Genomic DNA, 15,319 nt, shown 5'->3' on the forward strand with positions numbered 1-15,319 from the left:
TTCCATGATTCCTTCCTTAAGCCTGTTGAGTGGCGCTGGAGGCCATCGTTGCATCGGTCTCAATCGGTGCCGCTGCTGGATAATAGGTCGCGTTGGTTTCTGCTTTGGCTCGTAGGCCCGCTGGCACCTGATACAGTTCGCCTAAATGCTGATAACGCTGGGCCATTTCGACATATTGCGTGGTGCCAATGGTGTCCAGATAGCGGAATGCGCCACCGTGGAACGGAGGGAAACCAATGCCATAGACCAGCGCCATATCTGCTTCTGCAGGGCTTGCCACGATTTTCTCTTCGAAGCAGCGAACGACTTCGTTGATCATCGGGATCATCATCCGAGCGATGATCTCTTCATCACTGAACTGTTCGTTAGATGGTGCCACCTCTGCTAACAGAGCCGCAGTTTGCTCATCTTGCACTTTGCGTGGTTTGCCTTTGCTGTCCTGCTCGTAACGATAGAAGCCTACGGCATTTTTCTGACCAAAGCGCTGTGCATCAAACATCACATCCACTGCATCGCGATAGTTTTTGCCCATACGCTGCGGGAAACCTTGAGCCATAACCGCTTGAGCATGATGTGCCGTGTCGATGCCGACGACGTCGAGCAGATAAGCAGGGCCCATTGGCCAGCCAAACTGTTTCTCCATCACTTTATCCACTTGGCGGAAATCAGCCCCGTCGCGCAACAGCAGGCTAAAACCGGCGAAGTAAGGGAACAACACGCGGTTGACGAAGAAACCAGGGCAATCATTTACTACGATCGGTGTTTTGCCCATTTTGGTGGCATAAGCCACAACGGTACCAATCGTTTGATCGGAGGTTTTAGCGCCGCGAATGATCTCAACCAATGGCATGCGATGTACTGGGTTAAAGAAGTGCATACCGCAGAAGTTTTCAGGACGTTGCAGCGAGGCGGCTAACTGATCGATAGGGATGGTGGACGTATTCGAAGCCAGAACCGCGTCTGGTTTAATCAATGATTCAGCTTCCGCTAATACGGCCGCCTTAATTTTTGGGTTTTCAACTACGGCCTCAACCACGATTTGCGCTTGCTCAATACCCGCGTAGTTCAGCGTTGGTTGGATTGTGGAAAGGATCTGCGCCATTTTCAGGCCGTTGATCTTCCCACGTTCGAGCTGTTTGTTGAGGAGTTTTCCGGCTTCGTTCATACCGAGCACCAGCGATTTTTCACTGATGTCTTTCATTAACACTGGCGTACCTTTGAGCGCAGATTGATAGGCAATGCCGCCTCCCATAATACCAGCACCGAGCACCACGGCCTGCGAGGGAACTTGTCCAGACTGGGCAAGTTTCTTTGCTTTGCCTTTCACAAACTGATCGTTGAGGAAAATCCCAACCAGCGCACGAGCTTGAGTAGTGCGGGTTAATGGCACAAAGCTGGCAGTTTCAAGTTTGAGCGCTTCGGCACGTTTTAAACCAGCAGCGGCTTCAATGGTTTTTACCGCGGTGATAGGCGCAGGATAATGTTTCCCTGCGGTTTGCATCACCATGCCTTTGGCCGTGGTGAAGCTCATCAGCGATTCAATCGGGCTGAGTTTTAACGGTTCAAGTTTTGGCTGGCGCTGTGCTTTCCAGTCAAGTTGGCCATCGATGGCTTGGTGCAACATTTTAAGTGCGCCGCTGACCAGTTTATCTTGCGATACTACGGCATCGACTAAACCAACTTTTAGGGCTTGTTCGGCACCAATATCTTTACCGGCGGCAATGATCTCCAGTGCGCTATCCGCACCGAGCAGGCGCGGCAAACGTACCGAACCGCCAAAGCCAGGCATAATTCCTAGCTTAGTTTCAGGCAGGCCAATGCGAACGTCCGGCGTGGCGATGCGAAAATCGGTGGCTAATACACACTCACAACCACCGCCCAGCGCATAGCCATTTACGGCGGTAATGGTGGGCACGGGTAAATCTTCTAAACGGTTAAATACGCTATTAGCGAAGTTGAGCCACTCCGTGAGTTTTTCTGCTGGAGCCGCAAATAGAGATAAAAACTCGGTGATATCTGCGCCAACGATAAAAGCGGCTTTGGTTGAGCGCACCAATAGACCACGCAGCTGCGGCTGTTTTTCAAGCACGTCTAGAGCTGCGCCTAAGCTGGCAACAGTTTTGGTATCCAGCTTGTTAATGGCGGCTGGAGCGTCAAATACCAGCTCGGCAATGCCGTCTTCGAGCCAGTTTACATGTAGGTTTTCGCCTTGGTAGAGCATCGTGATCTCCTGAATCAGCGCAGTTGATCTGGTATGACCAGATGCTTTGAAGTGTGGTTTTAATGTTAATTTTTTGCAAACAAAACATTGCGCATTTGCAAACTTGATCACAGAGAGTTGAATGGGGCTTTTGCCAACTTCCTGTTTTTAAGGAGTGCTGTGATAAGATGGAAAAATTCGTTGTGGGCAAAGGGTCATTTACATGGAAACACTAGCTTCGTTGTATTCTGAACACATGGAAACGCTGCAGCAGCGCACCCGTGAGGTTTTAGCGCGTAGTCAACTGGATGGGTTATTGATTCATTCTGGTGAGTTGTTATCGTTGTTCTTAGACGATCGTGATTATCCGTTTAAGGTGAATCCTCAGTTCAAAGCCTGGGTGCCGGTGACTCAAGTACCTAATTGCTGGCTGTGGGTAGACGGGGTAAATAAGCCGAAGCTTTGGTTCTATTCTCCTGTTGATTACTGGTATAGCGTTGAACCACTGCCCGAAGCGTTTTGGACTTCTCATGTAGAAATGACCGCTTTGCGTAAAGCAGATGACATCGCACAGCTGTTGCCAAGTGCGCGCGAGCGTGTTGCCTATATCGGCTATGTTCCGCAGCGTGCGCAGTCTTTGGGTATTAAAGCTGAAAATATTAACCCGCAGGCGGTGCTAGATTATCTGCACTACCATCGCGCATACAAAACCGGCTATGAACAAGCGTGTATGCGTGAAGCGCAAAAGACGGCGGTAGTTGGGCATCAAGCAGCACTAGAAGCATTCCAGTCGGGTATGAGTGAGTTTGATATCAATCAGGCATATCTGACGGCAACAGGACATCGTGATACTGATGTACCGTACGACAATATCGTGGCGCTGAATGAGCATGCTGCGGTTCTGCACTACACTACGTTACAACATAAGTTGCCTTCTGAAGTCCGTAGCTTCTTGCTTGATGCGGGTGCGGAATATAACGGCTATGCGGCGGATTTAACGCGTACCTATGCGGCTAAAAGCGATAGCGACTTTGCAGCGTTGGTCAGCGACATGAATAAAGAGCAACTGGCGCTGATTGCGACGCTGAAATGTGGTGTACGTTACACGGATTACCATCTGCAAATGCATCAGCGTTTGGCAAAATTGCTCAAAAAACACCATATCCTGAAAGATATCAGTGAAGAAGCTGCCGTGGAGCAAGGGCTGACATGTCCATTCCTACCGCATGGCTTGGGGCATCCGCTTGGGCTACAGGTCCATGATGTCGCAGGTTTTATGCAGGATGAAAATGGTACCCATCTGGCTGCGCCAGAAATGTATCCATTCCTGCGCTGCACGCGCATCATGGAACCGGGTATGGTGATGACTATCGAACCTGGCCTGTACTTTATTGATTCACTGCTCGCGCCGTGGAAAGAAGGGAAGTTTAGTCAGCACTTTGATTGGGCTCGCATTGATGCTTTCCGCCCTTACGGCGGGATCCGTATTGAAGATAACGTAATTTTCCATGAGAAATCAGTGGAAAATATGACGCGCGATCTGCATTTGGATTAATGAGTCAGCCTTATCTTATTCCCGCTGAGGCGCTGAGCTTCAGCGAGGAAATCAAAAAAAGCCGCTTCATTACCTTGTTGGCACATACGACGGGTAGCGAAGCGGCAAAAGCTTTTGTCACTCAGGTGAAATCCGAGCATCCTGATGCGCGTCATCATTGCTGGGCGTTTGTTGCCGGTGCACCGGATGATTCTCAACAGTTAGGTTTCTCAGATGACGGTGAGCCGTCGGGAACGGCGGGAAAGCCAATGCTTGCTCAACTGATGGGCAGTCATATTGGTGAAATCACGGCGGTCGTTGTGCGTTATTATGGCGGCATCCGATTGGGAACCGGTGGTTTGGTTAAAGCCTACGGTGGCGGTGTTCAGCAAGCATTAAAACTTTTGCCAGTAGAGCGTAAAGTGCCGCAGGCTGAGTATACTTTGCAGTGTGACTATGGCTTATTGACCCAAGTTGAAGCCGTTATAGCGCAGGTTGGGGGTGAGATCTTGCAGAGTGATTATGCTGTTGATGTGCTGCTGACGGTGAGTTTGCCTGTGCTGGTTGTAGAAGACGTCGCTGAAAAGTTACGCAACATGAGCCGTGGCTCATTGCAATTACATCAGACTTCGTAATAATCCCCCGCATTATCTTTTTTGTTGTACTTATTACTCTTTAATTGAGCAAGGAACGTGCCCGAATGCATTTTCGTGCCATTATCCGCATCGTCGGTTTACTCGTCATATTGTTCTCTGGAACTATGATCATCCCGGGGCTTGTTGCCCTGATTTATCGTGACGGTGCAGGCCGGGCGTTTACTCAAACTTTCTTTGTTGCGCTAACGATTGGTACTTTGCTGTGGTGGCCACAGCGTAAGCAAAAACATGAGTTAAAACCGCGTGAAGGTTTTTTGATAGTCGTGCTGTTCTGGACGGTGTTGGGCAGCGTTGGGGCATTGCCTTTCCTGTTTTCAGAGCGCCCGAACCTCAGCGTGACGGACGCCTTCTTTGAATCTTTCTCAGGATTAACGACCACGGGGGCAACGACTCTTGTTGGTTTAGATAACCTCCCTAAAGCTATTTTATTCTATCGACAAATGCTGCAATGGCTTGGCGGTATGGGGATCATCGTCTTGGCCGTCGCTATTTTGCCTATTTTAGGTGTCGGCGGATTACAGCTCTATCGTGCTGAAATGCCGGGGCCGCTAAAAGATAATAAGATGCGCCCACGTATTGCTGAAACGGCCAAAACATTATGGTTTATCTACGTTTTGCTGACCGTTGCGTGTGCCGTGGCGTTGTGGGGGGCGGGGATGGATGTCTTCGACGCCATTTCTCATAGCTTCTCGACTATCGCGATTGGGGGATTCTCCACACACGATGCCAGCATAGGCTATTTCAACAGTCCTACCATCAATACCATTATTGCTGTGTTCCTACTGATTTCCGGTTGTAACTTCAGCTTGCACTTTGCGCTCCTTAGCGGGCGAAGCTTGAAAGTGTATTGGCGCGATCCTGAGTTCCGTATGTTCATTTTTGTTCAGTTGACGCTGGTGGCGATCTGCACCCTTGTTCTGTGGTGGCATAACGTTTATCAAACTGGGCTGCAAACGGTGAATCAGGCATTTTTCCAAGTGGTTTCAATGGCGACAACCGCTGGGTTTACCACTGACAGCATTGCGCACTGGCCGTTATTCCTTCCTGTGCTTCTATTATGTTCCGCATTCATAGGCGGCTGTGCGGGTTCAACGGGCGGGGGGCTGAAAGTCATCCGTATCCTGCTGCTGTTCTTGCAGGGATCTCGTGAACTCAAGCGATTGGTGCATCCTAATGCGGTTTACACCATCAAGTTAGGCAGCCGAGCTTTGCCAGAGCGTATCCTTGAAGCGGTGTGGGGATTCTTCTCCGCCTACGCATTAGTCTTCATCATTAGTATGCTTGCGATTATCGCGACAGGGGTTGATGATTTCTCTGCGTTTGCTGCCGTGGTCGCTACATTGAACAACCTCGGACCAGGGTTAGGGGTGGTTGCGGATAACTTTACCTCTATGAATGATGCGGCTAAATGGGTGTTGGTCGTCACCATGCTGTTTGGTCGATTAGAAGTCTTCACCTTATTAGTGCTGTTTACGCCAACGTTTTGGCGTAACTAAAGTATTCACGATTAATTATGGATAATGCCAGAGGCCGTAAGCTATGAAGAAAACATTAGTGCTTTATTCAAGCCAAGATGGACAGACAAAAGCTATCGCCTCTTATATCGCTTCAGCGTTATCTGAAACGACGATGTGCGATGTGCAAGATTTGGCAATCTCGATGGATATCGATCTTGCCAACTACCAGGCGATCGTGATTGGTGCATCGGTTCGCTACGGACATTTTCAACGTGCGCTATATCAGTTCACCAAAATGAATACTGCTCAGTTAAATACAATGCCGAGTGCTTTCTTTGCGGTAAACCTCACGGCCCGTAAACCTGAGAAGAGAACTCCACAGACCAATGCGTATACGCGTAAGTTCTTGCTTGCTACGCCTTGGCAGCCAAAACTATGTTCGGTGTTTGCTGGGGCGCTGCGTTATCCACGATATGGTTGGCTAGATAAGTTTATGATCAAACTTATTATGAAAATGACCGGTGGGGAAACGGATACGACTAAAGAAGTTGAATATACGGATTGGCAGGATGTAGAGCGCTTTGCACAGGGATTTGTCCGTTTAACCAGCAGTGTGGTGCGATAATCATCACAAAACACAACTTTTGTTGATAAATTACGCGGTCAGTAATTATTTTCAAATAAACACTTGTCAGTCGTTCAGAAGTCCCTATAATGCGCCACCACTGACCGGGAACAACGACGCAAACGTCGCTCGGTGAGGAAGAGAAAAGCATCGCAGTAATGCGAATTTCTGAAAAGAAAAAAGCTTGACTCTTCAGGAGGAAAGCGTAATATTCACCTCCCGAGTTGCTGGAACGAATGTTCGCAATTCGCTGCTCTTTAACAATTTATCAGACAATCTGTGTGGGCACTCACAAGACAATATCTAACGTCCTCGGACGATAAAATATTAAAGTCTTGAAGAGTGACCAAGCAGTAATTCATTTAGTGAATTATTACGAAAGTTAATTTTCGAGCATCGCTTAACTTGTTTAAGCAAATCAAGCTTTTAATTGAAGAGTTTGATCATGGCTCAGATTGAACGCTGGCGGCAGGCCTAACACATGCAAGTCGAGCGGTAGCACAAGAGAGCTTGCTCTCTGGGTGACGAGCGGCGGACGGGTGAGTAATGTCTGGGAAACTGCCTGATGGAGGGGGATAACTACTGGAAACGGTAGCTAATACCGCATGATGTCTTCGGACCAAAGTGGGGGACCTTCGGGCCTCACGCCATCAGATGTGCCCAGATGGGATTAGCTAGTAGGTGGGGTAATGGCTCACCTAGGCGACGATCTCTAGCTGGTCTGAGAGGATGACCAGCCACACTGGAACTGAGACACGGTCCAGACTCCTACGGGAGGCAGCAGTGGGGAATATTGCACAATGGGCGCAAGCCTGATGCAGCCATGCCGCGTGTATGAAGAAGGCCTTCGGGTTGTAAAGTACTTTCAGCGAGGAGGAAGGCATTGTGGTTAATAACCACAGTGATTGACGTTACTCGCAGAAGAAGCACCGGCTAACTCCGTGCCAGCAGCCGCGGTAATACGGAGGGTGCAAGCGTTAATCGGAATTACTGGGCGTAAAGCGCACGCAGGCGGTTGATTAAGTCAGATGTGAAATCCCCGAGCTTAACTTGGGAACTGCATTTGAAACTGGTCAGCTAGAGTCTTGTAGAGGGGGGTAGAATTCCAGGTGTAGCGGTGAAATGCGTAGAGATCTGGAGGAATACCGGTGGCGAAGGCGGCCCCCTGGACAAAGACTGACGCTCAGGTGCGAAAGCGTGGGGAGCAAACAGGATTAGATACCCTGGTAGTCCACGCTGTAAACGATGTCGACTTGGAGGTTGTGCCCTTGAGGCGTGGCTTCCGGAGCTAACGCGTTAAGTCGACCGCCTGGGGAGTACGGCCGCAAGGTTAAAACTCAAATGAATTGACGGGGGCCCGCACAAGCGGTGGAGCATGTGGTTTAATTCGATGCAACGCGAAGAACCTTACCTACTCTTGACATCCAGAGAACTTAGCAGAGATGCTTTGGTGCCTTCGGGAACTCTGAGACAGGTGCTGCATGGCTGTCGTCAGCTCGTGTTGTGAAATGTTGGGTTAAGTCCCGCAACGAGCGCAACCCTTATCCTTTGTTGCCAGCACGTAATGGTGGGAACTCAAAGGAGACTGCCGGTGATAAACCGGAGGAAGGTGGGGATGACGTCAAGTCATCATGGCCCTTACGAGTAGGGCTACACACGTGCTACAATGGCATATACAAAGAGAAGCGAACTCGCGAGAGCAAGCGGACCTCATAAAGTATGTCGTAGTCCGGATTGGAGTCTGCAACTCGACTCCATGAAGTCGGAATCGCTAGTAATCGTAGATCAGAATGCTACGGTGAATACGTTCCCGGGCCTTGTACACACCGCCCGTCACACCATGGGAGTGGGTTGCAAAAGAAGTAGGTAGCTTAACCTTCGGGAGGGCGCTTACCACTTTGTGATTCATGACTGGGGTGAAGTCGTAACAAGGTAACCGTAGGGGAACCTGCGGTTGGATCACCTCCTTACCTAAAGATAGCGTTAAGTGCAGTGTCCACACAGATTGTCTGATGAAATTAATGAGCAAGAGCACCTGTTGATGTTGTGAGTTTTAAGACTCATGCTGATACGAAACGAGAAAGTGAAAGCTTTGTCGGTATTTTCGTGTCCCCATCGTCTAGAGGCCTAGGACACTGCCCTTTCACGGCTGTAACAGGGGTTCGAATCCCCTTGGGGACGCCATTCCGATAATGAGTGAAAGACATTATCACCTGAATATCTTAAAGATGACTTTATTAAGTCGTGTTTAAGATATTGCTCTTTAACAATCTGGAACAAGCTGAAATTTGAAAGCTTAAGCAACTGTGAGACACACTGACACAGTTAGCATTAAGCAGTCTCTCAATTTTTTGCAATCTTGAATGCTGTCTTGAACCGGTTCGTAACCGCGTTCACTAAAAAGACACCTTCGGGTTGTGAGGTTAAGTGACTAAGCGTACACGGTGGATGCCTAGGCAGTCAGAGGCGATGAAGGACGTGCTAATCTGCGATAAGCGTCGGTAAGCTGATATGAAGCGTTATAACCGACGATTTCCGAATGGGGAAACCCAGTGTGATTCGTCACACTATCGTTAAGTGAATACATAGCTTAACGAAGCGAACCAGGGGAACTGAAACATCTAAGTACCCTGAGGAAAAGAAATCAACCGAGATTCCCCTAGTAGCGGCGAGCGAACGGGGAACAGCCCAGAACCTTAATCAGCGTATGTGTCAGAGGAACGGTCTGGAAAGTCCGGCGATACAGGGTGATAGCCCCGTACTTGAAAATGCATATGTTGTGAGTTCGATGAGTAGGGCGGGACACGTGACATCCTGTCTGAATATGGGGGGACCATCCTCCAAGGCTAAATACTCCTGACTGACCGATAGTGAACCAGTACCGTGAGGGAAAGGCGAAAAGAACCCCGGCGAGGGGAGTGAAATAGAACCTGAAACCGTGTACGTACAAGCAGTGGGAGCCTCTTTTATGGGGTGACTGCGTACCTTTTGTATAATGGGTCAGCGACTTATATTTTGTAGCAAGGTTAACCGAATAGGGGAGCCGTAGGGAAACCGAGTCTTAACTGGGCGTCAAGTTGCAAGGTATAGACCCGAAACCCGGTGATCTAGCCATGGGCAGGTTGAAGGTTGGGTAACACTAACTGGAGGACCGAACCGACTAATGTTGAAAAATTAGCGGATGACTTGTGGCTGGGGGTGAAAGGCCAATCAAACCGGGAGATAGCTGGTTCTCCCCGAAAGCTATTTAGGTAGCGCCTCGTGAACTCATCTTCGGGGGTAGAGCACTGTTTCGACTAGGGGGTCATCCCGACTTACCAACTCGATGCAAACTACGAATACCGAAGAATGTTATCACGGGAGACACACGGCGGGTGCTAACGTCCGTCGTGAAGAGGGAAACAACCCAGACCGCCAGCTAAGGTCCCAAAGTCATAGTTAAGTGGGAAACGATGTGGGAAGGCATAGACAGCCAGGATGTTGGCTTAGAAGCAGCCATCATTTAAAGAAAGCGTAATAGCTCACTGGTCGAGTCGGCCTGCGCGGAAGATGTAACGGGGCTAAACTATGCACCGAAGCTGCGGCAGCGACACTTAGGTGTTGTTGGGTAGGGGAGCGTTCTGTAAGCCGTTGAAGGTGGCCTGTGAGGGTTGCTGGAGGTATCAGAAGTGCGAATGCTGACATAAGTAACGATAAAGCGGGTGAAAAACCCGCTCGCCGGAAGACCAAGGGTTCCTGTCCAACGTTAATCGGGGCAGGGTGAGTCGACCCCTAAGGCGAGGCCGAAAGGCGTAGTCGATGGGAAACAGGTTAATATTCCTGTACTCGGTGTTACTGCGAAGGGGGGACGGAGAAGGCTAGGCTATCCGGGCGACGGTTGTCCCGGTTTAAGCGTGTAGGGGGAAAGCATTGGTAAATCCGTGCTTTTATTAACCCTGAGGCGTGATGACGAGTCACTACGGTGATGAAGTAGTTGATGCCAAGCTTCCAGGAAAAGCCTCTAAGCTCTAGGTAACATTGAATCGTACCCCAAACCGACACAGGTGGTCAGGTAGAGAATACCAAGGCGCTTGAGAGAACTCGGGTGAAGGAACTAGGCAAAATGGTGCCGTAACTTCGGGAGAAGGCACGCTGGCGCGTAGGTGAAGTCCCTTGCGGATGGAGCTGAAGCCAGTCGAAGATACCAGCTGGCTGCAACTGTTTAATAAAAACACAGCACTGTGCAAACACGAAAGTGGACGTATACGGTGTGACGCCTGCCCGGTGCTGGAAGGTTAATTGATGGGGTCAGCCGCAAGGCGAAGCTCTTGATCGAAGCCCCAGTAAACGGCGGCCGTAACTATAACGGTCCTAAGGTAGCGAAATTCCTTGTCGGGTAAGTTCCGACCTGCACGAATGGCGTAATGATGGCCAGGCTGTCTCCACCCGAGACTCAGTGAAATTGAACTCGCTGTGAAGATGCAGTGTACCCGCGGCAAGACGGAAAGACCCCGTGAACCTTTACTATAGCTTGACACTGAACATTGAGCCTTGATGTGTAGGATAGGTGGGAGGCTTTGAAGCGTGGACGCCAGTCTGCGTGGAGCCAACCTTGAAATACCACCCTTTAATGTTTGATGTTCTAACTCCGGTCCCTAATCGGGATTGAGGACAGTGTCTGGTGGGTAGTTTGACTGGGGCGGTCTCCTCCTAAAGAGTAACGGAGGAGCACGAAGGTTAGCTAATCACGGTCGGACATCGTGAGGTTAGTGCAATGGCATAAGCTAGCTTGACTGCGAGAGTGACGGCTCGAGCAGGTACGAAAGTAGGTCATAGTGATCCGGTGGTTCTGAATGGAAGGGCCATCGCTCAACGGATAAAAGGTACTCCGGGGATAACAGGCTGATACCGCCCAAGAGTTCATATCGACGGCGGTGTTTGGCACCTCGATGTCGGCTCATCACATCCTGGGGCTGAAGTAGGTCCCAAGGGTATGGCTGTTCGCCATTTAAAGTGGTACGCGAGCTGGGTTTAGAACGTCGTGAGACAGTTCGGTCCCTATCTGCCGTGGGCGTTGGAAGATTGAGAGGGGCTGCTCCTAGTACGAGAGGACCGGAGTGGACGCATCACTGGTGTTCGGGTTGTCATGCCAATGGCATTGCCCGGTAGCTAAATGCGGAAAAGATAAGCGCTGAAAGCATCTAAGCGCGAAACTTGCCTCGAGATGAGTCTTCCCTGAGACCTTGAGTCTCCTAAAGGAACGTTTAAGACTAAGACGTTGATAGGCTGGGTGTGTAAGCGTAGCGATACGTTGAGCTAACCAGTACTAATGATCCGTGAGGCTTAACCTTACAACACCGAAGGTGTTTTAAGACGCAGAGACGCGAAAACACAAAGAGTAGGCTTGTGAACAGATTGGTTTGTATGGCTAGCTGTAGAAATACAGAGAGCGGTACAAATAACAGAATATGCCTGGCGGCGATAGCGCGGTGGTCCCACCTGACCCCATGCCGAACTCAGAAGTGAAACGCCGTAGCGCCGATGGTAGTGTGGGGTCTCCCCATGCGAGAGTAGGGAACTGCCAGGCTTTAAATAAAGTAAAGAACCTCAGTCGAAAGACTGGGGTTTTTTGCTATGGGAATTTGAAAAGAATAAATGCCTAGTTATTATTGATATTAATTATCAATTGCATTGACATATTTCCTGCTCTATCTAGAATGCGAATCTCTTATTTCCGCTTGGATGCGCATTATGAAAAATATTTCTCTGGCTATTATTTCCTCTATTTTGTCGTTTACCAGTTATTGTTCAGTAGCAAAAGAGCCGACAAAGACTGTGGTCGCTCATGTAACTGCATCGACAGCAGACACATTGAGCATTACACACGCTGCTGGCGTCACTCAAATCCATAAGAACCCACAGCGTGTGATTCTGTTTGATTTTGGTACCTATGATTCACTGGAAGAGCTAGGGCTGACAAGCCACGTCGTTGGTTTGCCAAAATCAATACCTAGCTATATAAAAGGTAAAGTATCATCTTCAATCACTGAAGTTGGGGGAATGAAAGACCCTGATTTAAACGCGATTGCACTGTTACAGCCTGATTTGATTATTATCACAGGCCGTCAAGGCAATTCATATGAGGCGCTTTCCGCTATCGCGCCAACGATTAGTTTAGCTACTGATCAGAATACATATTTTGCATCCGTGAAGACAAATGCGGAATTATTAGGCCAGATATTTGATAAAAAAGATGACGTTGCTCGTTATATCGAGGCTTTATCTCATCAAATAGCGTCTATAAAGTCTGATAAAGCGCCGGAGAATCTTACTGCTTTAACGTTGATACATAACAATGGCAATTTTGGCGTGACTCACCAACCTATTGTTTTTGATGTATTAGGGATGAAACCGGCAAAGGTTACCCTGCCAAAATCAGATAATAATAATAAGAAGCGCGTGCCGTTAACAACGCACGACATCGCTCAGACAAATCCGGATATTATTTTCATTGTGGACCGCAGCGCGGCTATTGGCAAAACACCGTTGGATAAAGCAAAATTTGAAGATGACAATCTGCGTTCTACATCGGCCTTTAAAAATGGAAAGATCGTTTATCTGACGCCTGATCTTTGGTATTTATCGGGGGCAGGTTTAAAGAGTACAGCAGCACAATTAACTGAGGTAGCAAACGCACTTTAGCGCTGAGGTGCAATTAACGGCGGTATAAGATAATGCCGCCACTTTTATTCTCTTCTGGCTACACATCTATTTATCCAAAAATTCAAAGAAGGATCGGTTAGACTAAGCGTAGTTTAGTCAGGATGAGATCCTTGTTTCATGTCTAATAGCCGTGCATCGCTTACCAAATTCACTACATTTGGAATTAACGCCAAAGCCAAAGATATTATTGTTGCCACATCACCGGATTCTTTAGCGGAATTCTGGCGCATAGCAGTCGATCGACATGATCCTGTTTTGATCTTGGGTGAGGGCAGTAACGTATTATTTCTAGAGGACTTTTCTGGAACCATACTACTGAATCGTATTAAAGGTATCACTATTACGGAAGACCGTGATAGCTGGCGACTTCATGTGGGGGCGGGAGAGAATTGGCATGAGCTGGTGAAATATTCACTGGAACAGGGCATGTCTGGTCTTGAAAACCTTGCGTTGATCCCAGGATGCGCGGGCTCTGCACCCATTCAAAATATTGGTGCTTATGGGATCGAATTCCAAAGAGTTTGTGATTACGTCGATGTATTGAATTTACGCACGAATGAAGTCTTTCGTTTAACCGCTGATGAATGTCACTTTGGCTATCGGGAAAGTATTTTCAAGCACAACTACCGCGATGGCTACGCGATTATCGCTGTAGGTGTCCGTCTAGAGAAGCTGTGGCAGCCAGTATTGAACTATGGTGATTTAACCCTGCTGCCTCGTGAAACGGTAACGCCGAAGCAGGTCTTTGATTCAGTTTGCCATATGCGAAAGACAAAACTGCCTGATCCACATGAAACGGGTAATGCGGGTAGTTTCTTCAAAAACCCGGTCGTGACGGCAGCCGTTGCAGCGCAGATTAAAGCGATATTCCCTGATGCCCCTATGTACCCACAAGCATCGGGTGATATGAAGCTTGCTGCTGGTTGGCTTATCGACCGCTGTGACCTTAAAGGGTTTCAGGTTGGTGGAGCCGCGGTACATCAGAAGCAGGCATTGGTTTTAATTAATAAAGATCATGCTACGAGTGCTGACGTTGCTATGCTAGCGCAAGCTGTACGCAACAGAGTTGCAGAGAAATTTGATGTGTGGCTAGAACCTGAGGTTCGTTTTATATCGGCTACTGGTGAAGTTAATGCGGTTGAGGTTTTGTCATGAAAGATATCAGCGTTCCCTTACGCTTAATCAATATTCTCTCTGATGGTGAGTTTCATTCAGGGGAATACCTTGGTGAGCTGATGGGAATGAGCCGAGCGGGCGTCAATAAGCATATCCAGACAATCCGTGATTGGGGAATCGATGTTTTCACGGTTCCAGGTAAAGGTTACAGCCTACCATCGCCGATGCAGCTGCTTGATGAGCAAGAGATTACAAAACAGCTACCCGAAGGTGGCGTAACGGTACTCCCCGTGGTTGACTCCACTAACCAGTATCTACTCGATCGTATACACGAACTGCGTTCTGGCGATGCATGTGTAGCTGAATATCAGCAAGCGGGTCGTGGTCGTCGTGGTCGACACTGGTTTTCACCTTTTGGTGCTAACCTTTACCTCTCAATGTTCTGGCGTTTAGAACAAGGCCCTGCGGCGGCTATGGGCTTAAGTTTGGTGATTGGGATCGTGATGGCTGAAGTGTTGCGAGAGCTTGGTGCTCCAGATGTGAAGGTGAAGTGGCCAAACGATCTTTATCTCAATGATAAGAAGTTAGCGGGTATCCTCGTCGAATTGACAGGGAAAACCGGTGATGCTGCAAATATTGTTATTGGCGCTGGCATCAACTTATCTATGCGTTCTCCTGATACTTCGATAGTTAATCAACAGTGGATTAATCTTCAGGAAGCCGGCGTTAAAATCAATCGCAACGAATTAGTTGCCCGTTTATTGAAGCGACTGCGTGATACCTTGATTGATTTTGAAACACGCGGTTTGGCTCCTTTTGTCGAGCGCTGGCGTGAGCTTGATAATTTTATTGACCGTCCAGTTAATCTTCTGATTGGTGAGCAAAAAATTTACGGGATTGCTCGAGGTATCGACGCTCAGGGAGCGCTGCTTCTAGACCGAGAAGGTGAAGTGACGCCATTCATCGGTGGTGAGATTTCACTGCGTGGCGCATAACCAAGAGGGCATCAGAAATGATGCCCTCTTTCTA

Annotated in this window: 8 protein-coding genes, 1 tRNA gene and 3 rRNA genes; 11 read left to right on the forward strand and 1 reads right to left on the reverse strand. The window is 48.7% G+C overall.

The annotated features are described in order from the left end of the window. Window positions 1–16 precede the first annotated feature (16 nt). Window positions 17–2,221, reverse strand: a complete 2,205-nt coding sequence (gene fadB, locus AB3Y96_RS01245) for a fatty acid oxidation complex subunit alpha FadB (RefSeq protein ID WP_367298316.1) — start codon at window positions 2,219–2,221, stop codon at window positions 17–19. Window positions 2,222–2,423: 202 nt separating this feature from the next. Between fadB and pepQ the strand changes: the two genes are divergently transcribed. The 11 genes from pepQ (at window position 2,424) to birA (ending at window position 15,285) form a co-directional block, all read left to right on the forward strand. Further along, complete coding sequence (gene pepQ / locus AB3Y96_RS01250) at window positions 2,424–3,755, forward strand: Xaa-Pro dipeptidase (protein WP_367298317.1); 1,332 nt, start codon at window positions 2,424–2,426, stop codon at window positions 3,753–3,755. After that, window positions 3,755–4,369 carry an IMPACT family protein gene (locus AB3Y96_RS01255; protein WP_072308872.1) on the forward strand — a complete coding sequence of 205 codons (615 nt, stop codon included), beginning with the start codon at window positions 3,755–3,757 and terminating at the stop codon, window positions 4,367–4,369. The genes pepQ and AB3Y96_RS01255 overlap by 1 nt, the downstream gene beginning before the upstream one ends. Before the next feature lie 65 nt (window positions 4,370–4,434). After that, a complete protein-coding gene (gene trkH, locus AB3Y96_RS01260) occupies window positions 4,435–5,886 on the forward strand; it encodes a Trk system potassium transporter TrkH (protein WP_072308873.1) in 1,452 nt (483 codons plus the stop codon). 43 nt (window positions 5,887–5,929) lie between these two features. Beyond that, the gene (gene hemG, locus AB3Y96_RS01265; RefSeq protein WP_072308875.1) at window positions 5,930–6,472 is read left to right on the forward strand and encodes a menaquinone-dependent protoporphyrinogen IX dehydrogenase; all 543 of its coding nucleotides are present in this window, start codon (window positions 5,930–5,932) and stop codon (window positions 6,470–6,472) included. A gap of 427 nt (window positions 6,473–6,899) precedes the next feature. After that, window positions 6,900–8,442 (forward strand): 16S ribosomal RNA (locus AB3Y96_RS01270). Between the two features lie 138 nt (window positions 8,443–8,580). Beyond that, window positions 8,581–8,656: transfer RNA gene (locus tag AB3Y96_RS01275), tRNA-Glu, on the forward strand. 237 nt (window positions 8,657–8,893) lie between these two features. Beyond that, window positions 8,894–11,802: ribosomal RNA gene (locus AB3Y96_RS01280) — 23S ribosomal RNA — on the forward strand. Between the two features lie 120 nt (window positions 11,803–11,922). Next, window positions 11,923–12,038 (forward strand): 5S ribosomal RNA (gene rrf, locus AB3Y96_RS01285). Together the 16S, 23S and 5S rRNA genes with 1 tRNA gene alongside form the textbook arrangement of a ribosomal RNA operon. Before the next feature lie 164 nt (window positions 12,039–12,202). After that, window positions 12,203–13,153, forward strand: coding sequence for a siderophore ABC transporter substrate-binding protein (locus AB3Y96_RS01290; protein ID WP_367298318.1), 951 nt, complete (start codon window positions 12,203–12,205; stop codon window positions 13,151–13,153). 138 nt (window positions 13,154–13,291) lie between these two features. Then, window positions 13,292–14,329 carry a UDP-N-acetylmuramate dehydrogenase gene (murB, locus tag AB3Y96_RS01295; RefSeq protein ID WP_367298319.1) on the forward strand — a complete coding sequence of 346 codons (1,038 nt, stop codon included), beginning with the start codon at window positions 13,292–13,294 and terminating at the stop codon, window positions 14,327–14,329. Then, a complete protein-coding gene (birA, locus tag AB3Y96_RS01300) occupies window positions 14,326–15,285 on the forward strand; it encodes a bifunctional biotin--[acetyl-CoA-carboxylase] ligase/biotin operon repressor BirA (RefSeq protein WP_040047218.1) in 960 nt (319 codons plus the stop codon). The genes murB and birA overlap by 4 nt, the downstream gene beginning before the upstream one ends. Window positions 15,286–15,319 lie beyond the last annotated feature (34 nt).

Origin of the sequence: Hafnia alvei (assembly GCF_964063325.1) — a bacterium.
Classification (GTDB): domain Bacteria; phylum Pseudomonadota; class Gammaproteobacteria; order Enterobacterales; family Enterobacteriaceae; genus Hafnia; species Hafnia alvei_B.

Coding starts and splice junctions, on each gene's coding strand:
- fadB (WP_367298316.1), bottom strand. CDS start 2,221: ATGCTCTACCAAGGCGAAAACCTACATGTAAACTGGCTCGAAGACGGC.
- pepQ (WP_367298317.1), top strand. CDS start 2,424: ATGGAAACACTAGCTTCGTTGTATTCTGAACACATGGAAACGCTGCAG.
- AB3Y96_RS01255 (WP_072308872.1), top strand. CDS start 3,755: ATGAGTCAGCCTTATCTTATTCCCGCTGAGGCGCTGAGCTTCAGCGAG.
- trkH (WP_072308873.1), top strand. CDS start 4,435: ATGCATTTTCGTGCCATTATCCGCATCGTCGGTTTACTCGTCATATTG.
- hemG (WP_072308875.1), top strand. CDS start 5,930: ATGAAGAAAACATTAGTGCTTTATTCAAGCCAAGATGGACAGACAAAA.
- AB3Y96_RS01290 (WP_367298318.1), top strand. CDS start 12,203: ATGAAAAATATTTCTCTGGCTATTATTTCCTCTATTTTGTCGTTTACC.
- murB (WP_367298319.1), top strand. CDS start 13,292: ATGTCTAATAGCCGTGCATCGCTTACCAAATTCACTACATTTGGAATT.
- birA (WP_040047218.1), top strand. CDS start 14,326: ATGAAAGATATCAGCGTTCCCTTACGCTTAATCAATATTCTCTCTGAT.